12 protein-coding genes are annotated in these 20,485 nt (G+C 70.8%); 7 read left to right on the top strand and 5 right to left on the bottom strand.

Translation table 11 applies throughout. The annotated features are described in order from the left end of the window. The first annotated feature begins 36 nt into the window (after positions 1-36). Entirely contained in the window at positions 37-3,717 is a 3,681-nt protein-coding gene (locus AC07OQ_RS14930; RefSeq protein ID WP_495053921.1) for a PAS domain-containing protein, read from the top strand. A 37-nt stretch (positions 3,718-3,754) separates the two neighbouring features. Beyond that, the gene (locus tag AC07OQ_RS14925; protein WP_495053920.1) at positions 3,755-4,372 is read left to right on the top strand and encodes a response regulator; all 618 of its coding nucleotides are present in this window, start codon (positions 3,755-3,757) and stop codon (positions 4,370-4,372) included. Positions 4,373-4,385: 13 nt separating this feature from the next. Here AC07OQ_RS14925 and AC07OQ_RS14920 read toward each other — a convergent pair whose 3' ends face one another. Beyond that, entirely contained in the window at positions 4,386-6,068 is a 1,683-nt protein-coding gene (locus AC07OQ_RS14920) for a sensor histidine kinase (RefSeq protein WP_495053919.1), read from the bottom strand. Between the two features lie 124 nt (positions 6,069-6,192). On the opposite strand from AC07OQ_RS14920, the gene AC07OQ_RS14915 reads away from it, so the two are divergent. Genes AC07OQ_RS14915 through AC07OQ_RS14905 form a run of 3 tightly spaced genes read left to right on the top strand, consistent with a single transcriptional unit; the run spans position 6,193 to position 12,776 of the window. Then, positions 6,193-8,649 carry a hybrid sensor histidine kinase/response regulator gene (locus AC07OQ_RS14915; RefSeq protein ID WP_495053918.1) on the top strand — a complete coding sequence of 819 codons (2,457 nt, stop codon included), beginning with the start codon at positions 6,193-6,195 and terminating at the stop codon, positions 8,647-8,649. Then, positions 8,649-10,898 carry a putative bifunctional diguanylate cyclase/phosphodiesterase gene (locus AC07OQ_RS14910; protein ID WP_495053917.1) on the top strand — a complete coding sequence of 750 codons (2,250 nt, stop codon included), beginning with the start codon at positions 8,649-8,651 and terminating at the stop codon, positions 10,896-10,898. Before AC07OQ_RS14915 ends, AC07OQ_RS14910 begins: the two co-directional genes overlap by 1 nt. Positions 10,899-10,910: 12 nt before the next feature. Next, entirely contained in the window at positions 10,911-12,776 is a 1,866-nt protein-coding gene (locus AC07OQ_RS14905; protein ID WP_495053916.1) for a GGDEF domain-containing protein, read from the top strand. A 47-nt stretch (positions 12,777-12,823) separates the two neighbouring features. On the opposite strand, the gene AC07OQ_RS14900 is transcribed toward AC07OQ_RS14905, so the two are convergent. Then, on the bottom strand, positions 12,824-14,584 hold the full coding sequence (locus AC07OQ_RS14900) for a winged helix-turn-helix domain-containing tetratricopeptide repeat protein (RefSeq protein WP_495053915.1): 1,761 nt from the start codon (positions 14,582-14,584) through the stop codon (positions 12,824-12,826). A 149-nt stretch (positions 14,585-14,733) separates the two neighbouring features. On the opposite strand from AC07OQ_RS14900, the gene AC07OQ_RS14895 reads away from it, so the two are divergent. Further along, entirely contained in the window at positions 14,734-15,825 is a 1,092-nt protein-coding gene (locus AC07OQ_RS14895; protein ID WP_495053914.1) for an alpha/beta hydrolase, read from the top strand. A gap of 306 nt (positions 15,826-16,131) precedes the next feature. On the opposite strand, the gene AC07OQ_RS14890 is transcribed toward AC07OQ_RS14895, so the two are convergent. After that, positions 16,132-16,830 carry a winged helix-turn-helix transcriptional regulator gene (locus AC07OQ_RS14890; protein WP_495053913.1) on the bottom strand — a complete coding sequence of 233 codons (699 nt, stop codon included), beginning with the start codon at positions 16,828-16,830 and terminating at the stop codon, positions 16,132-16,134. Positions 16,831-16,934: 104 nt separating this feature from the next. Between AC07OQ_RS14890 and AC07OQ_RS14885 the strand changes: the two genes are divergently transcribed. Next, entirely contained in the window at positions 16,935-18,335 is a 1,401-nt protein-coding gene (locus AC07OQ_RS14885; protein ID WP_495053912.1) for an FAD-binding oxidoreductase, read from the top strand. Between the two features lie 38 nt (positions 18,336-18,373). Here AC07OQ_RS14885 and AC07OQ_RS14880 read toward each other — a convergent pair whose 3' ends face one another. Both AC07OQ_RS14880 and AC07OQ_RS14875 read right to left on the bottom strand, forming a co-directional pair. Further along, a complete protein-coding gene (locus AC07OQ_RS14880; RefSeq protein ID WP_495053911.1) occupies positions 18,374-19,729 on the bottom strand; it encodes a methyl-accepting chemotaxis protein in 1,356 nt (451 codons plus the stop codon). Positions 19,730-19,771: 42 nt separating this feature from the next. Further along, positions 19,772-20,485: an RNA polymerase sigma factor FliA gene (locus AC07OQ_RS14875; RefSeq protein ID WP_495053910.1), complete on the bottom strand. Its 714-nt coding sequence runs from the start codon at positions 20,483-20,485 to the stop codon at positions 19,772-19,774.

The raw sequence follows: 20,485 nt of genomic DNA, 5'->3' as shown, positions 1-20,485 counted from the left end.
CGCCGGCCCGCGGCCCTCATCTAAACTGCGGGCGCGATGCCCAAGCCCCCCTCCCAGCTGCCCCTTCTTGCCGCCGATCTGGCTGCGCTGCGCGGCCTGTTCGGGCTGCTCGGCGACCCCCTGCTGCTGCTGGATGCGGGGCTGCGCATCGTCGAGGCCAACCCGGCCGCCCGCCAGGCCCTGGCGCTGGCGGCGCGCGGTGATCGCGAGCTGCCCGCCGGCGCCCTGCGCGACTGGCTGCGGCTGGCCGGCGAGGCCCTGCTGCAGGGCCGGCGCAGCCCCGCCGCCCCGGCCCTGACCCTGGCCGGCGGCCTGCGTGCCCGCCCCCATCTGCTGGCGCTCGACGGCGACGCCGATGACGGCGTGCGCTGGCTGCTGCACATCGACTGCAAGGCCGCCGCCGGCGTCCCGGCCGACGACGCCGCCGCCGGGCTGCCGGCCGACGAACTGTTGCGGCTGTTCGCCGACTCGCCCACCCCGGTCTGCCTGCTGGACGCCCAATGGCGGCTGCGCGGCGGCAACGCGGCGCTGGCCGAGCTGTGCGGACGCGACATCGCCGCGCTGCCAGGGATGGCGCTGGCCGAGCTGGCCGCACCGGCCGAGCGCGCGCGCCTCGTCCCCGCCCGCCCCGGCCGTGCGCTGGCCAAGAGCCTGACCCGCCCCGCCGAGCTGCCCGAGGAATTGCGCCTGCTGGACGCCGAGGGCCGCGAGCATGCCCTGCGCCTGCTGCCGCATGCGCTGGGCGCCGAGCTCACCCTGTGCCTGCTGCAGGACCGCACCGCCGAGCAGGCGGCGCGCGAGCACACCGAGCGCGCCCAGGCCGAGATCGAGCAATGGCTGGAGCTGAGCCCGCTGCCGATGGTGCTGTTCGACGACAACGGCCTGCTGCTGCGCGCCAACCCGGCCTTCGCGGCGCTGAACCTGGCAGCACCGGCCAGCCTGCATGAGGCCAGTGCCCCGCTGCAGCAGCTGCTGGCCTGGGAGCGCAACAGGCCATTGCCGGCGCTGCGCGAGGCGCGGCAGACCCTCTTCACCCAGGCCCAGCTGATCGACCCGGGCGGCCGCGCGCGCTGGCTGCAGGGCCGGCTGCGCGCGCTGGAGCTGGGCAGCCAGCGCCGCTATATGGCGGTGCTGGAGGACCGCAGTCTGGAGCAGGAACGCGACCTGGCGCACCAGCAGCTCGACGCGCTGATGGACACCGCCGGCGTCGGCCTGGCCACCTTCCAGCAGGATGCCGGCTGGCTGCGCCCGCGCGGCGGCGGGGGCGGCAAGACCCCGGGCGCGCTGGCCGGCCTGCAGGGGGTGAGCCGCGACATCGTCGAGCCCGACTCGCTGCCCGAGTTCGAACGCCTGCAGCGCGCGCTCAAGACCGGCGACCGCGTCGAGGTGCGCTACGCGGTGCGCCATGCCGAGCTGGGCCGGCGCTGGCTGCTGACCCGGGTCGAGCCCGGCCAGCTGGCCTCGGGCCAGCGCACCACCTCGGTCGTCACCTTGGACGTGACGGCCCAGGCCCAGGCCGAGCGGCGCAACGAGCAGCTGCTGCAGGAGCTGGGCCTGATCATGGACAACTCCGGCGTCGGCATGGCCTATCTGCGCCGCGGCCAGCTGCTGCGCTGCAATGCCGGCTTCGAGCGGATGCTGGGCCTGCCCGCCGGCCAGCCGGCCGGCACGCCGGTGGCGCAGCTGTTCGCCGCCCTGCCCGGGTTGGCCGAGCGCGTGCAGGCGGCGCTGCCGGCCCTGGGCGCACAGCAGGATTTCGAGGCCGAGTTCCTCGAGGTCGGCATGGACATCGGCGCGCAGGCCGGCGGCCTCGGCGCCCCGCGCCGCTGGCTGGCGCTGAGCCTGCGCCGCGTGCAGGGCCCGGCCGAGGAGGCGGTGGCCGTGATCAGCGACATCAGCCGGCTCAAGGCCCAGCAGGCCCAGCTGGAAACCCTGGTGCAGGACCGCGAGCTGATGTTCAACCTCTCGGACGTCGGCATGGCCATCCTGCGCGAGGGCCATGTGGAACGCGCCAACGAGGCCCTCGCCGCGATGAGCGGCTACCGCATCGCCGAACTTGACGGCCTGGCCCACCGCGCGCTGTTCGAAGACGACTTCGACTACGAGCGCCAGCTGCCGGCGATGCACCAGGCCCTGGCCGCCAGCGGCCAGTGGCAGGGCGAACGGCGCCTGCGCCGGCGCGACGGCACGGGCCTGTGGGTGCAGGTCAGCAAGCGCGTGATGCGCCCCGGCGAGCCCGAGGCCGGCGTGATCGCGACCTATGTGAACGTGGACGACCGCTGGCGCGCCCAGCAGTCGCTGATGCTGCAGACCGAGCGCGAGCGCGCGGTGCTGGATTCGGTGCTGGTGGGCATCGTCACGGTGGGCCGCGGCGGCATCGAATGGATGAACCGCTCGGCGCGGCGCATGTTCGGCGGCGACCTGGCCGCCTTCGCCGGCCGGCCGATGAGCATCGTCGCCACGCCCGATCCCGACCATCCGTTCCGGCACGCCCATTACCTGGACGAGCTGACCGAAGGCCAGGCCGAGACCTTCGAGTGCCGGCTCAAGGCGCGCGACGGGCGCGAGTTCTGGGTGGTGGGCAATGCCGTGGTGACCGGCATCGGTGCCTCCGGCCGCCAGCTCACCTATGCGCTGCTGGACATCGAACGGCGCCGCCAGGCCGAGGCCCAGACCCAGCAGGCCCAGACCTCGCTGCAGCGCATCATCGAGGCCGCCCCGCTGGCCATCAGCCTGCACGACGCCCACACGCTGGCGGTCGAGCAGATCAACCAGGCCGCGGCCGATCTGGCCGGGCGGCCCGAGGCCGAGCTGCTCGGCGCCAGCCCCGAGCAGCTGTTCGGCGCGACCCAGGGCGCGCTGATGCGCAGCGATATGGAGGCGGCCCTGCTGGACCACGCGGTGACGCAGCGCGAGTATCGGCTCGACATCGGCGGCCGCGCCCGGGTCTGGGACGCCCGCCTGCTGCACCTCGCGCCGCAGGCCGACCCCGACGCGCCGCCCGGCGCGGCCGGCCAGCTGCTGCTGGTGGCCAGCGACGTCACCGAACAGCGCGCCGCCGAGGAGGCGCGCCTGGCCGCGGCGATCGCGCAGCGCGAGCTGCTGGTGCGCGAGGTGCATCACCGCATCAAGAACAATCTGCAGGGCGTGGCCGGCCTGCTGCAGCAGATCGCCGCGCGCCGTCCCGAGGTGGCCGGCGTGATCGGCGAGGCGGTCGGCCAGGTGCAGGCGATCGCCCAGGTCTACGGGCTGCAGGTCGGCGCCACCGGGCCCTTGCGCGTGCGCAAGCTGGTCGAGGCCATCACCGGCTCGGTGCAGCGCATGTTCGGCCGGACCATCGAGATGCGCATCGAGGGCGCGGATTCCGCCCCGGCCGAGCTGCTGCATCGCTGGGCCCTGCCGGAGGCCGAGTCCATCCCGATCGCGCTGACCCTCAACGAGCTGCTGGGCAATGCCTTCCGCCATGGCGGCAGCCAGCCCCCGCAGTGCAGCCTGATCTGCGAGGAGCATGGCGTCGCGCTGCGCATCGTCAACCAGGGCCGGCTGCCCGAGGGCTTCCAGCTCAGCAAGGTGCCCGGCGGCGTCTCGGGTCTGGGCCTGGTGCGCGCCCTGCTGCCGCGGCGCAGCGCCATCCTCAGCCTGGAACAGCAGGGCGACGAGGTGGTCTGCCTGCTGGAGCTGCTGCCGCCCAGCGTCACCCTGCTGCAGCCCTTATGATGCGCCATAGGCGTGGCGCGGGCGGGGGGCGTTCCTGGTGAGCACAAAGGGCAAGATTCTCGTGGTCGACGACGACCGGCTGGTGCTGGCCACGCTGACCCATGGCCTGGCGCAGGCCGGCTATGAGGTGATCGATGCCGACAACGGCGACGACGCCATCCTGCTGGCGCGCGAGCACCGTCCCGAACTGGCCCTGCTGGACATCCGCATGGAGGGCATGAGCGGTTTCGACGTGGCCGCCTATCTGCGCGAGTATCTGCAGGTGCCCTTCATGTTCCTGTCGGCCTTCGCCGACGAGGCCACGGTGGCCAAGGTCAAGGAGCTGGGCGCGGTGGCCTACCTGGTCAAGCCGCTCGACATCCACCAGATCGTGCCGGCGGTCGAGGCCGCTTTTGCCCAACAGGCCCAGTTGATGGCCCAGTTGACGGCCCAGCGCGGCGAACGCGCCGCGCCGGCGCCGCGCCAGCCCGCCGACGCCCTGCTGGACCAGGTCGTGCCGCTGGCCGTGGGCGTGCTGATGCACCGCTACTCGCTGCCGCGCCAGGAGGCGCTGGCCCGGCTGCAGAAGCTGGCCGAGGCCGAGGGCCGCTCGCTGGCCGATTCGGCCCTGCGTCTGGTCGAGGCGGTCGAACTGCTGTCCCTGCCCGGGCGCTGATCCCGGCGGCCCGTCAGGCCAGGGTGAAGTAAAAGCGGGCGCCTTGCCCCACTTCCGATTCGGCCCAGATCTCGCCGCCATGGCGGTGCACGATGCGGCGCACCGAGGCCAGGCCCACGCCGGTGCCCTGGAAGTCGCTGGCGCTGTGCAGGCGCTGGAACACGCCGAACAGGCGTTCGGCAAAGCGCATGTCGAAACCCGCGCCATTGTCCGCCACCATGTAGACCAGGGCCCCGCCCTGCTGCTGGCGCTCGAAGCGGATCTCGGTCTGCGCGCATTTGCCGCTGTACTTCCAGGCATTGCCCAGCAGGTTCTCCAGCACCATGCGCAGCAGGGTGGGATCGCCCTGCACCAGCATCTCGGGCTGGATATGCACGGCGGCCTGGCGCTGCGGCGCGGCGCGCTTCAGTTCCTCGGTCACCAGCGCGGCCAGCTGCGACAGGTTGACCGGCTGATGCGTCAGCGGCTGCGAGCTGAGCTGGGTCAGCGAGAGCAGCGCATCGATCATGCTGTTCATGCGCGCGGCCGCGCCCATCACACGGTCCAGATGGTCGTTGCCGATGCGGTCCAGCAGGCGGCCGTAATCCTCCTTCAGGATGCGCGCAAAGCCCTCGACCACGCGCAGCGGCGCGCGCAGGTCGTGCGAGACGGTGTAGCTGAAGGACTCGTGCTCGGCGCGCGCCACCTCGGCGGCCTCCAGCGCCAGCGCCGCCGGCATGGTGTCCAGCGCGCCCTGCGGCCACAGGCTCAGCAGGTGCAGGCCGGGCCGCCCCGCCGCCGTGCCGGGCAGGGCCAGCAGGCACAGCCACCAGGAACCGCAGGCCACGCCGCCGGCCGCGCCGGGCGCGCTGGCGGCCTCGCGGATCTCGGTGGGCAGGCCGTCCAGGCAGGCGCGCCAGGGTTCGCCGCGCAAGGGTTCGGGCGGCCGGCCCATCAGCTGGGCCGCCGCCGCATTCAGCTCCACCAGGCGCGCGCCGGGCTCGTTGGGATCGGCCACCAGCCAGGCCGGGCCGGGCAGCGCATGGATCCAGCCATGGCTGGCGCGCTCCTCGGCCGGCGGCGGCGCCGCCAGCGCGGCGGCCTGCTGGCCCGCGGGGACACGGTCGACCGGACGGGCCGTGCCCAGATAGCCCTGGAAGCGCCCGTAGGCATCGAGGCAGACCTGGCCGCGCAGCAGCCAGCGGCCGGAAAACTGGGTCGCGGCGCCGCCCTCGATGCGCGCCTCGACCAGCACGCCGGCCAGCGGCGCCGATTCCTGCAGACGCTGCAGCAGGGTAGCGTCCTCGCCATCCACCAGCGCGAAGCGCTCCCACAGCGACTGGGTGGCCGCCGCGCCGACCCAGCTTGATGCGGGGGCGGCCTGCGGCGCCTGCCAGCGCACCAGATGGTGCTGCGCGTCGGTCTGCCACAGCCAGTCGGTCTGCAGCTGCGCCATCAGCTGCAGTTGGCTGCGCGCCTCGCGCAGCGATTCTCCGAGGCGCTGGCGCGTCAGGCGCACCCCCACATGCCAGGCCACCGCGGCCACCGTCAGCAGCAGCAGGCCGAAGCCGAGCGCCCCCAGCAGCGCGCCGATGACGGGCGCGCCATCCTCGGCGGGCCACCACAGCCAGGCCAGGGCCAGCAGCAGCGCCAGGGCCGCGGCACCCACCCAGGGCCAACGGCGTTGGGCGAGGCGGGTCGGGCTGAGGCTGTTCATGGCGGCCCATTGTATGTAGTGCCCCGGGGCTTCGAGGACGGGCGCAAGGAGGAGTGCACAAACGGGCTCAAGTCCGGTCCGCGCAGGCCGATATGTCTGGCATGAAAGCCACACAGGCGCGCCCGTGAGCACGCCGATGACCGCGCTGATGCCCGACGCACCGAACCCCGAAGAGTCCGGCAGCGAAGCCACGCCCGGCTGGCCGGCCCTGCTGTCGGCCGGCGACGTGCAGTCGCTGACCGACCAGTTGCCCACGGCCCTGCTGGTGATGGACACCGTCCATGCGCGCCTGCTCCATCTGAACCGCGAGGCCGAGCGCCTACTGGGCCTGCGCCGCGGTCAGCTGCTCGGGCGCGACGCCAGCGAGCTGCTGCCGGGACCGCTGGCCGCGCTCTGCCAACCGGCGCGCTGGCGTGCGCTCGAGACCGGCCGCCATGCGGCGCGCGAGGGTCTGTGGCTGCCCACACCGCAGGGCCAGCGCTGGCTGCTGCTGCAGCGCAGCCTGATCGCCTGGTCGGGCCTGCGCCGGCCGGCCGGCGTGCTGACCCTGCAGGACGGCAGCGCGCAGCGCCAGCTGGAACGCGCGCTGCAGGAAAGCGACACGCGCTTTCGCGAGGTCACCGAGGCGGTCAGCGAATGTCTGTTCGTCACTACACCGGCCTGGGACCGCCTGCATTTCAGCTCGCCGCTGCTGCCCGAGCTGCTGGGCCTGTCGCCCTCCGACCTGGCGCAGGGACCCCGCCTGTTCGAGCAGCGCATCCACCCCGAGGACCGCGAGCTCTATGCGCGCCGCCTGCTGGCCCAGGCCCAGGGCGAGGCCAGCGACATGGCGCTGCGCATCCAGCATCCCGGCAAGGGCCTGCGCTGGGTGCGGCTGCGCTGCCGCCCGCAGCTCCATCCGAACGGCCAGACCCTGGTCTACGGCCTGCTGGCCGACATCAGCGACGAGCAGCAGCGCCACCGCGACCTGGCCCTGGCGCGCGACCAGGCCGAGGCGGCCAGCCTGGCCAAGAGCGAGTTCATGGCCAATATGAGCCACGAGCTCCGCACCCCGATCAACGGCATGCTGGGCATGACCGAGCTGCTGCTGGGCACCGAGCTGGTGCCGCCGCAGCGCCGCTATGCCGAGGCGGCCTACCGCTCGGCCCAGGACCTGCTGGGCCTGGTGGATGCGGTGCTGGACTTCGCCAGCGCCCAGGCCGGCCGCCTGCAGCTGCAGGAAGCGCCCTTCGAGCCCGCCGCGCTGGCGGCCGACTGCCTGCGGGCCCTGGCGCCGCGGGCCGCGGCCAAGGGCCTGAGCCTGCACCTGGACTGCGCCGACGAGCTGCCGCCGCAGTGGTTCGGCGATGCGCGGCGCCTGCGCCAGGTGCTGGAGGAACTGCTGGGCAATGCCCTGAAGTTCACCGAACGCGGCGAGGTCCGGCTGGCGCTGATGCGCCGCGAGTCCCGCCTGCAATTCAGCGTCAGCGACACCGGCATCGGCATCGCCGAGGACGAGCTGCCGCGCCTGCTCAAGCCCTTCACCCAGGGCAATGCCAGCCTGTCGCGCCGGCAGGACGGCACCGGCCTGGGCCTGGCCCTGACGGGCGAGCTGGTGCGGCTGATGGGCGGCATCCTGAGCGCCGAAAGCCGACCCCGGCAGGGCTCCTGCTTCACGCTGAGCCTGCCGCTCGGCACCGAGCCGGCGGCCACCGATCCGGCGCGCACCCCGGCCCTGATCCTGGTGGTGGAGGACAACCCGGTGAACCAGCAGGTCAGCGCCGAGATGCTGGCCCGGCTGGGCTACCGCAGCCGGGTCTGCGCCGATGCCGCCAGCGGCCTGCAGGCCTTGTGCGAACAGCGATTCGACCTGGTGATGATGGACATCCACATGCCGGGGATGGACGGCATGCAGGCCCTGAGCCTGTTCCGGCACGGCGCCACCCCGGCCCTGCCCCTGGTCTGCCCGCCCGACACCCCGGTGCTCGCGGTCACGGCCAACGCCTTGGGCGGCGACGAGCAGCGCCTGCGCCGCCATGGTTTTGATGACTATTTGCCCAAACCTTTTCGCCTGAGCCAGCTGCAGGAGATCCTGGCTCGCCATATCCCGGCCGACAATAGTGCCAAGATCGAACCGAGGGACGGATCGGCAGGCCCGCCTGGCCGGCCGCCATCACACGACGCGAACACCATGTCAATTCTGCCCCCAGCCCCGCCCGCTCCGCCGCCGCCCGGCGCCCAGCTGGACAACCTGGCCATTGCCCGGCTGCGCGAGCTCGATCCCGGCGGCAACAACCAGCTGCTGCAGCGCGTGGTCGCGGCCTTCCTGAAATCGCTGGACCGGCTGCTGCCCGAACTGGCCCAGGCACGCGGCCAGGATGGCCAGCAGGGGTTCGACCTGGCCGCGGTGCGTCATGTGGCCCACACCCTAAAATCGTCGGCGGCCAGCCTCGGGGCGCTGAAGCTGTCGCAATACTGTGCCGATATAGAGGCCATGGCGCGTGCAGGCCAGACGCAGGGTTTGGACAATCTGCTGGACGGCATGCATGATGAACTGGCGCTGGTGCGCATGGCCTTGAACGAGCTTTTGGCGAACCCCTGATGACAGCTGCAAGTCAAAATCTGGACAGCGACCTGCCCGAGCAGCCCCGGGTGCTGCTGGTCGATGACGACGAGGTCAACCTGCTGCTGACCGCGATCGCGCTGCGCGAGCGTGGCTTCGACATCACCGAAGCCACCAGCGGCGAGGCGGCGCTGCGCATGATGGCCGAGTGGAGTCCGGACGTGATCGTGCTCGACGCGATGATGCCGGAGCTGGACGGCTTCGACACCTGCCGCCTGCTGCGCGAGCTGCCCGGCTTCGAGTCCACCCCGGTGCTGATGCTGACCGGCCTGGACGACGAGGCCTCGATCAACCGCGCCTACCAGGTGGGCGCCACCGACTTTTTCGTCAAGTCCACCCAGTGGAGCCTGCTGGCGGGCCGCCTGCGCTATCTGCTGCGCAGCTCGCGCACCCGCATCGAGCTGGAGCGCAGCAAGGCCCGGCTGGCGCGCGCGCAAGACCTGGCACGCATGGGGAGTTTCGAGTGGCACCGCGGCTCGGGCGGCTTCACCTTGGCAGCCGAGGCGCTGCGCGTGTTCGGCCTGGGCAACCATGAGACCCTGGACTTCATCGGCGCGATGCGCATGGTGCCGCGCGAGGAGCGCAAGCTCTTCCTGCACCTGCTGCGCGACGTGATCGCCCACAACTCGGTGCTGGTGACCGACCTGTCGGTGACCCTGCTGGACGGGCGTCAGCGCGTCATCCACGTCGAGGCCGAGCCCGAATTCAACGAGCATGGCAATGCCAGCGGCTACACCGGCGTGCTGCAGGACGTCACCGATCGCCGCATGGCCGAGGACCGGATCCGCCAGCTCGCCAATTTCGACGCCCTCACCGGCCTGCCGAACCGCCGCCAGCTGATCTGGCGCACCGAGCGCGCGATCGAACAGGCCCGCCGCATGGGCCACGAGGTCGGCCTGCTGCTGATCGACCTGGACCGCTTCAAGATCATCAACGACACCCTGGGCCATGCCGCCGGCGACGAGCTGCTGATCGAGGTGGGGCGGCGCCTGCGCGGCTGCGTGCGCCACTCCGACCAGGTCATCGAGGGCATGCTGGAGTCGGTGGGCGGGCGCTCGCACCGCACCCTGGAGGCCGTGGGCCGGCTGGGCGGCGACGAGTTCGTCGCCCTGCTGCCCGAGGTGATGGACGAGCGCGATGCCGAGCGCGTCGCCCAGCGCGTGCTGGACGCGCTGCGCGAGCCGATCTTCATCGCCGGCCAGGAATGCTTCGTCACCGCCAGCGTGGGCATCGCGATCTACCCGCGCGACGGCCTGACGATGGCCGACCTGCTGCGCAACTCCGACGTCGCGATGTACGCGGTCAAGAGCCAGGGCCGCAATGCCTCGGCCCTCTACACGCCGCAGCTGGCCGGCCGCGGGCGCGAGAACCTGGAGCTGGAAAGCGCGCTGCACAAGGCCATCGAGCGCGGCGAGCTGGTGCTGCACTACCAGCCCAAGATCGACGTGCGCGCGGCCCGCATGGTGGGCGCCGAGGCGCTGATGCGCTGGCAGCGCGGCAACACCCTGGTGCCGCCGGGCGACTTCATCCCGCTGGCCGAGGAGACCGGCCTGATCGTGCCGCTGTCCGAATGGGCGCTGCGCGAGGCGGCGCGCCAGGCCAAGGTCTGGCAGCTGAACTTCGGCTTCTCCGATTCGATCGCGGTGAACCTGCCGAACCGGCTGTTCGAGCGTTCCGACCTGGTCGAGCATATCCATCAATGCGTCAGCGCCTACGGCGTGCCACACCGCGCGATCCAGCTGGAGATCACCGAGACCGGCCTGATGAAGGATCTGCAGAACGTGATCCCCTCGCTGCACCGGCTCAACGAGGTGGGCGTCGAGATCTCGATCGACGACTTCGGCACCGGCTATTCCTCGCTGGCCTATCTGACCACGCTGCCGATCTCGGAGGTGAAGATCGACCGCAGCTTCGTGCGGGATCTGGGCATCACGCCGCAGAGCTCGGCGGTCGTCACCGCCATCATCGCGCTGGCCCGCTCGCTGGGGCTGCGCGTGATCGCCGAGGGCGTCGAAACCCTGCGCCAGATGGAGGTGCTGCACCGCCTGGGCTGCAGCGTGATGCAGGGCTTCCTGTTCAGCAAGCCGCTGCCGCCCGAGGAACTGGAACGCTGGCTGGCCCAGACCGTGCTGCCGCGCAAGGCGCCCTGGATCGCCCAGGCCAACGCCGACAACGGCGCGCCGCTGCAGACCCCGAGCGGCATTCGCCCCGGCGGCGTGCTGCGCTGAGGGCGGCCCTGCATGGACGAACAACAACGCCACTCTGCGCCCCCCTCCGGAGCCGCCACGCCGGCCCAGCTTGCCAAGGCCGCACTGCGCCGGCTGGCGCTGTCGCGCCAGGAGCCCACACCGGAGAACTACAGCGCCGCCTATGCCGCCGAAGCCGGTCAGAGCGCCCCGGCGGCGACGCTGCCGGAGCCGGCCCAGGCCCTGATGAACCGCCTGATGCGCCTGAGCATCGGCGATGCCCAGAGCCGGCTGGAGATCGGCGGGCTGGTACGCGAGGCGCGCTGGGACGAGGCGGCGCGGCGGCTCGAGAAGCTGCAGCAGACCGACGGACCCGCGGCCCAGGCCGAGGCCATGGCCGACACCGTCGAGCGCCTGGTGCGCGGGCTTGAGCGCGGCGGGCGGCAATGGACCATCGCGCGCAAGAAGGACGGCCTGCAGCGCGTGCTGTCCAGCAACCGCAGCGATACCCAGCGCCTGCTGGGCCGGCTGCGCCAGCTGCTGCAGAACTGGGACGGCGACGTGGCCGATGCCGACATCGACACCCAGTTCGACGGTGCCGAGGCGGAGTCCGGCGGCACGCCCAGCCAGTTCTTCACCCACAGCGAGTTCGCCGCCGACCTGGAACAGACCGCGGCGGCCTTGCCCGGGGCCCGGCCCGACGACGGCGCGCAGCTGCAGGCCTGGCGCAGCATCGGCGCCAGCCTGCAGGGCACGGTCGGCCATGCGCTGCGCGCGCCGGAGCCGGCCGACGGCGTGGTGGCCGACCTGCTGGCCGATCTGCAGGCGGCCCAGGACGAGCTGCACAGCCAGGGCGCCGACGCTCCCCGCGCCGCCGCGATGGAGCAGTTGTGCCAGCGCGCGCGGCGCCTGCTGGACCACCGCCAGCATCTGTTCGGCGAACTCGGCGAGCTGTGCCGCGAGCTGAGCGCCAGCCTGGTGGACCTGGCCGAGGACGAGTCCTGGGCGCGCGGCCAATGCGAGGCCATGAACAACACGCTGGAGCTGGGGCTGTCGGCACGCGGCGTGCGCTCGGTGTCCGAGCTGCTCGGCAACACGCGTCAGCGTCAGCGCCAGCTGCGCGACGAGCGCAGCAAGGCGCGCGACTCGCTGAAGTCGCTGATCCACAAGATGCTGGGCGAACTGGGCGAGCTGGGCCAGCACACCGACCGCTTCCAGAGCAGCGTGGGCCGCTATGCCGAGGTGGTCGAGAAGGCCGACAGCCTGGAGAGCCTGGCCGGCGTGGTGCGCGAGATGGTGGAAGAGAGCCGCAGCGTCCAGGCCCTGGTGCAGCAGACCCAGACGCGCCTGTCCACCGAGCATGAGCGTGCCGGCGCGCTGACGCGCCGGGTCGACGAGCTGGAGGGCGAACTCAAGCGCCTCTCGGACGAGGTGCAGACCGACCAGCTGACCCAGATCGCCAACCGGCGCGGCCTGATCGCGGCCTTCGGCATCGAGCAGGCCAAGCAGGAGCGCGACGACAGCCGGCTCGCCCTGGCCCTGCTGGACATCGACAACTTCAAGAAGCTCAACGACTCGCTGGGCCATGCGGCCGGCGACATGGCGCTGAGGTCGCTGGCCGAGCAGGTCTCGGCCCTGCTGCGGCCGGGCGACATGATGGCCCGCTATGGCGGCGAAGAGTTCGTGCTGATGCTGCCGCGCACCCCGCTCGACGAGGCCCAACAGGTGCTGACCCGGCTGCAGCGCGCGCTCACCAAGGCCCTGTTCATGCACGAGGGCAAGGACGTGTTCGTCACCTTCTCGGCCGGCGTCACGGTCTACCGGCCCGGCGAGACGCTGGAAGTGGCGCTGGACCGCGCCGACGTGGCGCTGTACGAGGCCAAGCACACGGGGAAGAACAAGGCCTGCGTGGCGCCGTGAGGCGGTGGCGGGCCATCCGACAAAGGATCACGCAGCGCGAAGGTGACTTATTCGGGCAGCCCAGCCTTCGCCAGCCCAGCGTAGTAGCGCTCGCGCTGGCTGCGACAGAGATCGTTGGCGCACAGCCGCTCATTGCGGAACGACGAAATCGTGTACGAGGGCAGCCGCTCCTTGAACTCGTCCAGCGCGGCGCGCGCGGTCTCCGTCTCGCCAAGGTTCGCCGCCGCCGCGGCGACCCACGAATGAGCCACCGCGTGCTGAGGCCGCTCGAGCACCGAGCGCCGCGCCCATTCAAGCGCCTCGCGATCGCGACCCAGGTATAGATGTGCCGCCGCGGTGACGACGAAGATGCCGTTGAGATTCGGATCGCGCGGACTGAGCCGCCGGGCCTGCTCGAGAGCGGCGATAGCCTCATCCTGCCGGCCGAGCGTGCAACGGGCATAACCGAGCCAGAACCAGGCACTTGCATCGTTGCGGTTGAGCCCGATCTGTCGCTCGAGCAACTCCACCGCCTGCCCGGAGCGACCGGCAAGAGCGAGCGTCGTACCGCGCACTCCGACGACACGTGCATCGGCATGATCCAGTTGGAAGGCTTTCTCCGAGAGCCTGTCGGCCTGTTGCAGCCACTGCTCGCGCGTCGCACCGCGCAGACTCAGCCAGCGCTGCGACACGTCGTAGTTGTAGGTCTGTGCCAGCAGCGCGAAGGCGAGCGCCGACCCCGGGTCGCGTGCGCTCACCTTTTCGAGCAACTGGCGCGCCTGCTGCAGGGAGTCAGGCGTCGTCCGGTTGAACTGCAGCAGCCACCGCGCCTGAAGCAACAGGTCCTGCAAGTCGGCACCGGGTTGCGCTCGCGCACGCGAAGTTTCCACTTCCTGCAGCGTCAGGTCCAGCGACCTCGCCACCGTTCCGGTGACTCGGTGGTACAGCGCAGGAAGATCGGGCAGCTCGCCCTCGATGCGATCTGACCACAGGACGCGCCCGGTCTCGCTGTCGATGAGCTGCAGGGTCAGCCGCACCGCGTCGCCCAAGCGCACCAGGCCGCCGTCGAGCACGTAGCGTACGCCGAGTTCGCGGCCCACCTGACGCGCGTCGACGCTGCGGCCACGGTAGCTGTCCGCTGTGGCACGTGCGATCACGAATGTCTCTGGAATGCGCGACAGGTCGACCGTGATCTCGTCGGTGAGTGCGGCGGCCAGGCGGTCCTGGGCCGGGCTGCCGCCATCACTCGCCAGCGGCAGCACCACGATCGACAGCCTCGGTCGAGCGGCTGCGACTTGAACGCTCTGCTGCGCCGCCCGGGGCGCCCAGATCATGCTGACGCTCAGGGTAGCCACGAGCGCTCCGATCACAAGCGCACCTGCCACGACCACTCGCACGGGTGGCCGAGCCGGACCCTCCCTTGCCGCCGCGGCAACTGGCACCCGGTCCGCAGCGACCGCCGCCAGTTCGGCTGGCTCGGGTTGGGCAATGCCCGGCCCGTGCATGGTTGCCGCTACGGCCAGCGTGTAGCCGCGTCGCGGCACGGTTTTGATGATCCTCTGCTCGACGTCACCCAGCGCGCGCCGGATGTCGCTGATGCAACGTGCGATGGAGTCATCGGTGACCACCAGTCCCGGCCAGACCGCGGCAACCAGCTCGTCCTTGGTCACGACGCGGCCCGCGTGGCGTACCAGGCAAACGAGAGCGTCGAAGGCCAACGGCCGCAGTTCAACCTCCGCCCCCGCACGCCGCAGCGTGCGCCGCTGGTCGTCGAGCTCGAAGGCGTCGAATCGGAACGTCGCGGCTGTGAATTCCTCGGTCCGGCCCATTGGTGGATCGCCTGCGTGCCGCAGTTTGCCCCGGGCTCGTGCCCAAGTACAGCACTACTCAGAATTTTTCAGCTCGGGCGCGCTGAATTTCAGGACGGCCGGAGCTCCCGAGCTCAGATTGAAGTCTCCACTGACCGCCGGAGTCGATCATGTTCAATGACCTGCGCCAACGGCTCATCCGGGTTGTCACGATGTCGGCGTTCGCCGCTGCATGGCCTCTGATGCTATCTGCCCTCTTGCTGAGCGGATGCGCCACGGGGTCATCGGCTCCGGTGCCTCCGGCGCTGTCGATCGAAGAATTCCGTGTGCCGTCGAATGCGGCTGGCATCGAACTCTTCGTTCGTAACAAGCGGCCGACGGGAATCGAGACGTATTCTTCCAGCCGCATCGTTCTCTTCGTCCACGGGATCACGTTTCCGTCGGAGTCGACTTTCGATCTTTCCCTGGACAGTCTGTCGTGGATGGACTTCATCGCCCGGGCCGGCTACGACGTGTACCTGGTCGATGTCCGGGGCTATGGCGGGTCGACGCGCCCCGCCGCGATGTCTGAACCGCCGGATCGCAATCCGCCGATCGCCACGCTGGGTGAGGCGGTCGACGACGTCGACGCCGCCGTCAACTTCATCCTGCGTCGGCGCAAGGTCGAGCGGATCAATCTGATCGGGTGGTCCTGGGGCACCGTTGTCATGGGACGCTACGCGGCCACGCATGCCGAGAAGGTCGATCGTCTGGTGTTGTACGCGCCCGTGTGGCAGCGCAAGTCGGAGTCGCTGGCGGCCCGCGGGGCCGACGTGAAGACGGCGTACCGACTCGTCAATGTGGCAGCGGCCAAGTCGCGCTGGCTGGCCGGCGTAGCGCCAGACAAGCATGAGCAACTCGTTCCGCGCGGCTGGTTCGAGACCTGGGTGGCGGCCAACTTGGCGACCGACCCATGGGGATCGAAGCAGTCGCCGGCGGTCATGCGTGCTCCAAACGGCGGCTTGCCCACGGTGCAGCCGTCGGGCGCATGGACACCGCCTTACGATCCGGCAGCCATCAAGGTGCCAACGCTGCTGGTCAAGGGGGAGTGGGACGCCGACACGCCGTCATACATGGCTCAGGCGCTCTTCCCGCTGCTCGTCAATGCCCCCGCGAAGCAGTACGTCGAGCTCGGCGAAGGGACCCACTCGATCATGCTGGAACGAAACCGCATGCAGTTATTCCGCGCTGTCCAGAACTTTCTTGACGGGCCGAAGGATTGAATCGAGCTGCGACGCCAGGCGGGAGCCCGGAAGCTGCCCGTGGCCGGTGACGGCAAAGGCCGACAGAGCCTCGGCCTGCCGCACCGCCAGGAGGCTGCCGCTCGGCGTGCGAGCCGGTTCGGACCATGGGTCGGCTCCCAGGAGCCGCGGCGAACTCGCGCTGCCGGCCATGAACCGTCCTTTCCGGGCGCGGCCCGCGCGAGCGGCTCAGTCCCGCGGCCAATGGCTGCCACCCTCGCCCGTCGGCGAACCGTCTCGACCGGACCTTTTCCAGCCGGTGCGGGAGCGGGCGTCCTCATCGGGCCGTCAGCCCGCAAGGCTCGCGTCGGTGCGGGCGACCGGTGTGATGTGGGCGAACATGCTGCGGGCGTTCCAGGTGGGGAAGGCTCTGACGAGCGACATGGGGCCGTGGAGTTGGATGCGGCCCTCGCGGGTGGCCTGGGCCCAGCTGAGATGGCCGGCGTGCCATTGGACGAAGGCTTCGGCTTGCGCCGTGACGTAGAGATCCTCGTCGCGGCCCGGGCAGGTCTTGCAGATCTCGGTGTCTCCGAGCTCGATGAGCAGCCAGTAGCGCTCGGGGCGCGGGCGACCGGTGAAGTCGAAGCGGATGACGATGCGTCGCTCAGGGAGCCGGTCTCGGCGCAGCGCGTGACACATCGACCACAGGGCCACATACGGGTCTAGGTTCTCGGGGGCGATCTCGAGCCAACGTGCACCCCACTCGCCGAGCGACTGGCAGACCGCGAAGAGCTCGTGGCCCGCGGACGTGAGCTGGTAGTGGTGCCCGCGCCCGCCGGGCTTGGGTGCCGACTCGACGATGCGGTGCCGTTCGAGCTGCTTGAGCCGCTCCGAGAGCAGGGTACGCGACAGTCCGGGCACGCCCTCCAGGATCTCGCTGAAGCTGCCGCACCCAAGGTGCAGGTTGCGGATGATCAGCGGCGTCCAGCGCTCGGCGAAGATCTCGGCGCCGCGGGCGATGGGGCAGTATTGGCCGTACGTCCTCATGGTCCCAGTGTCGCGCGCCCACCTTCGGCTGTGAAGTCCAGATTCTTGACTTTACGGGCGCAGTCCACGGTGGTCCGATGGGGCCATCGACCATGGAGGACACCATGATGACACCGACGACCGCCACCCCCGTTGAAATCCACGGCTTTCGCGGCCGGCTCATCGATGCCGGCCACATCGACTACGACACCGCGCGTGCGGTGTGGAACGGCGCCATCGACCGGTGTCCGCGTCTGATCGCCCGCTGCATCGGGACCGCCGACGTGGTCGCGTCTGTGCGTTTCGCCCGCGACCACGATCTGGAGATCGCCATTCGGGGCGGAGGCCACAACGTGGCGGGCAGCGCCGTATGCGACGACGGCATCGTCATCGACCTCTCGGCGATGCGGGCCGTGCGGGTCGATCCCGCCCAGCGCAGAGCCTGGGTGCAGGGCGGTGCGCTGTGGGGCGACGTCGACCAGGAGACGCAGATGCACGGGCTGGTCACCACCGGCGGCATCGTGAGCCATACCGGCGTCGCCGGGCTCACCCTCGGCGGTGGCGTCGGATGGCTGATGCGCAAGTACGGACTGACGGTCGACAACCTTCTCGCCGCCGATGTCGTTACGGCCGACGGCGAGCTGTTGCGAACGTCCGAGGACGAGCACCCCGACCTGTTCTGGGCGCTGCGCGGCGGCGGCGGCAACTTCGGCGTGGTCACTTCGTTCGAGTTCCGCCTTCACCGCGTCGGCCCCACCGTCCTGGCCGGGCCCATCCTCTGGGACGCGCGCGACGCCAGGGAGGTGCTGCGCGTCTACCGCGATTTCCTGCGCGATGCCCCCGACGAGCTCGGCACCGTCGTGAGGTTCGGCAGGGCGCCGCCGCTGCCGGCCATCCCCGCGGCTCTGCACTGGCGCCCGGTGATGATGGTCGGTACCTGCTACGCCGGGTCGGTCGAGGACGGTGAGCGGGCTCTCGGCCGGCTGCGTGCGTCCCGGCCCCCCCTGCTCGACCTGATCGGCCCCACGCCGTACGTGGGATTCCAGCGCGCGCTCGACTCGACCGTCGTCCACGGCTGGAACTACTACTGGAAGTCCACCCACCTTCCCGAGTTGCGCGACGTGCTCGTCGATGTGCTCGCCGAGCACGCGTTCACCTGCGCGTCACCACGGTCGTACGTGGCGATGTTCCATCTGAGGGGCGCGGTGAGCCGGGTTGCCGAGGGCGGGACGGCGTTCGGGAACCGGCAGGCGTCGCACGCGATCACGCTCGATGCGGTATGGCGGCCCGGCGAGGCCTTCGGCGCACGGGACATCGCCTGGGCGAAGGGATTCTTCGCCGCCCTCGGCCGGTTCCGCGAAGGTGTCTACGTCAACTTCCTCGGCGGCGATGAAGACCCCGGCCGGGTCCGCGAGGCGTATGGCGAGGGCGTCTACGACCGGCTGGTGGACGTGAAGACCAGGTACGACCCCGGCAACGTCTTCCACCACAACCAGAACATCCGCCCGCGGCCCGGTCATGCATGAGTATCTGCAGCGCCGGCGACGGCCTGCGCCCTCCCGCCTCAGAAGTTGAACGCCAGCCGCAGCCCGCCCCAGTGGCGGCCGTTGACCGTGATCGGCGCCGAGGCTTCCTTCAGCAGGATGAACTTGCCGCCGCCCATGTCGCGGCGGTAGGTCTGCAGCAGGAAGGGGCGCTGGTTGCGCGCCGAGGCCAGGCCCGTGCGGTCGTTGAAGATGCGGCGGTAGCGGCTGTTGGCGGTGTTCCAGGCCAGGTCGCCGGCGCGCTGCGGCTGGCAATACTTGCGGTTGTGCGTCGGCACATAGCCGTTGCGGTCCACCGCGATGCAGAACACCACCTTGTCGCTCAGACTCAGCATGCGCTCCTGCACCGCCGGGAACAGCCGGTCGGCCAGCTCGCTGAAGGGGGTCAGGTGTTGTGGCGGATTGCTGCCGGCGATCGCCTGGTAACGCTCGTCGAACAGCTGTTCCGGGCGGATGCGCCCGTCGCGCACCGCGTCTTCCAGCAGGGCGCCGATCTCGGCGGCGGCCTGCTGGGCGCCGCGGATATAGGGCGAATCGTCCACCTCGACGCCGCTCTCGGCGATCTGCTCGATCAGCTCTTCCGACAGGCGCAGGAACTTGTCGCTGACCGCAAAGGCCTTGGCCAGGCCCTGCACCGCCTGGCGCACCTCGGCCTCCAGCACCGCCGCGCGCTCGTTCAGGCTGGCCGTGGTGGCGCGGCTCTGCTCGGCCGAGGCCGAGATCAGGCCGACATCGGTCTCGACATCGGCAAATGCCGCGTGGATGCTGCTGCTCCTGCCGCCGGCCGCGCCGCCGCCGCTGCTGTGCAGCTCGCGACTGAAGTTGTCGATGCGCGCATCCAGCGCGGCGATCGATCCGATGATGGACTTGGACGAGGCCTCGACCTTGCCCGCCAGATCCTTGACCGCGTCGGCGACGACGCCGAAGCCTCGCCCGGCCTCGCCGGCGCGCTTGGCCTCGACCGAGGCATTGAAGGCCACCAACCGGGTCTGCAAGGCGATCTGGGTGATCTCGCCGGCCGCATCCGACACCTCGCGCAGGGTCTGCACGATGCCGCCGACCTCGCTGCCGACGCCCGCCAGCGCGGCGCGTGCGCGCTCGACGGCCTCGCGGGTCTGCCGGGTGGAGTCGCCGATATGCCCCTGCGCCCGCTGCACCTCGCCGAGCTGGCCCGAGAGGGCCTGCATCGCCTGGCCCTGGGCCTCGACGATCTTCTGCGTGTCTTCCAGCACGCCGCGCACCTCGGCGGCATCGCGCCCCAGGGTCGACACGGAGCGCGACAGGCGCTTCACCACCTCCAGACCACCCGCCGCTACGGCCGTCTCGGCCATGGCGGGCGCCACGGCATGCTCATGCCGCTGCAACCAGTCGAACATCGAGTCCCCTCCGGCCGTCCGACGCCGCGGCGGCTGATAGTTTTACCAGTCTCGCAGCTTAACCCTCAGCCTTGCAATGGACTGACTGTGGAGCTGGCAGACGCGCGATTCGGTGACCTTCAGCACGGCCGCGATCTCCTTGAGATTCATGTCGTGCTCGTAGTACATGCTCATCACGTACTGTTCGCGCTCGGGCAGGTTCTTGATCGCCTCCACCAGGGCCATGCGCATGCGCTGGTCCTGCAGCAGGCTCATCGGGTTGCCGGCCTCGTCGGCCACATGGCGGTCGAGGTAGTCGTCGTCGCCCTCGTCGCCGCTCATGTCTTCCAGATGCACCAGCTGGGTACCGCGCACCTTGGAGAGCAGCTCCTGGTACTCGGCCAGCGTGATGCCCATCTCGGCGGCGATCTCGCTCTCGATCGGCGCGCGGCCGAGCTTCTGCTCCAGCTTGTGCACCGCGGCCTCGATCGAGCGCTGCTGGCGGCGCGTGCCGCGGCTCATCCAGTCGCCGCCGCGCAGCTCGTCGAGCATGGCGCCGCGGATGCGCTGGGTGGCAAAGGTTTCGAACTGCACGCCCTGGCCGGTGTCGAAACGCGACAGCGCGTCGGTCAGGCCGATCAGACCGACCTGGATCAGGTCGTCGATCTCGATGTTGGCGGGCAGCTTGGCGATCATCTGATGCGCCAGGCGGCGCACCAGCGGGCTGTACTGCTTGATCAGGGAGGAGTTGTCGAGTCGACCTTTGGCGGTGTACAT

The organism is Roseateles sp. GW821-FHT09B06, from assembly GCF_059418245.1.
The sequence above is the reverse complement of the archived record's forward strand: the minus strand, read 5'-3'. Positions and strand labels throughout refer to the sequence as shown.

Excerpts from the sequence above, each read along its gene's own strand:
- AC07OQ_RS14890 (WP_495053913.1), bottom strand. The coding sequence starts at position 16,830 with ATGAGGACGTACGGCCAATACTGCCCCATCGCCCGCGGCGCCGAGATC.
- AC07OQ_RS14885 (WP_495053912.1), top strand. The coding sequence starts at position 16,935 with ATGATGACACCGACGACCGCCACCCCCGTTGAAATCCACGGCTTTCGC.
- AC07OQ_RS14920 (WP_495053919.1), bottom strand. The coding sequence starts at position 6,068 with ATGAACAGCCTCAGCCCGACCCGCCTCGCCCAACGCCGTTGGCCCTGG.
- AC07OQ_RS14900 (WP_495053915.1), bottom strand. The coding sequence starts at position 14,584 with ATGGGCCGGACCGAGGAATTCACAGCCGCGACGTTCCGATTCGACGCC.
- AC07OQ_RS14880 (WP_495053911.1), bottom strand. The coding sequence starts at position 19,729 with ATGTTCGACTGGTTGCAGCGGCATGAGCATGCCGTGGCGCCCGCCATG.
- AC07OQ_RS14875 (WP_495053910.1), bottom strand. The coding sequence starts at position 20,485 with ATGTACACCGCCAAAGGTCGACTCGACAACTCCTCCCTGATCAAGCAG.
- AC07OQ_RS14910 (WP_495053917.1), top strand. The coding sequence starts at position 8,649 with ATGACAGCTGCAAGTCAAAATCTGGACAGCGACCTGCCCGAGCAGCCC.
- AC07OQ_RS14905 (WP_495053916.1), top strand. The coding sequence starts at position 10,911 with ATGGACGAACAACAACGCCACTCTGCGCCCCCCTCCGGAGCCGCCACG.
- AC07OQ_RS14895 (WP_495053914.1), top strand. The coding sequence starts at position 14,734 with ATGTTCAATGACCTGCGCCAACGGCTCATCCGGGTTGTCACGATGTCG.
- AC07OQ_RS14930 (WP_495053921.1), top strand. The coding sequence starts at position 37 with ATGCCCAAGCCCCCCTCCCAGCTGCCCCTTCTTGCCGCCGATCTGGCT.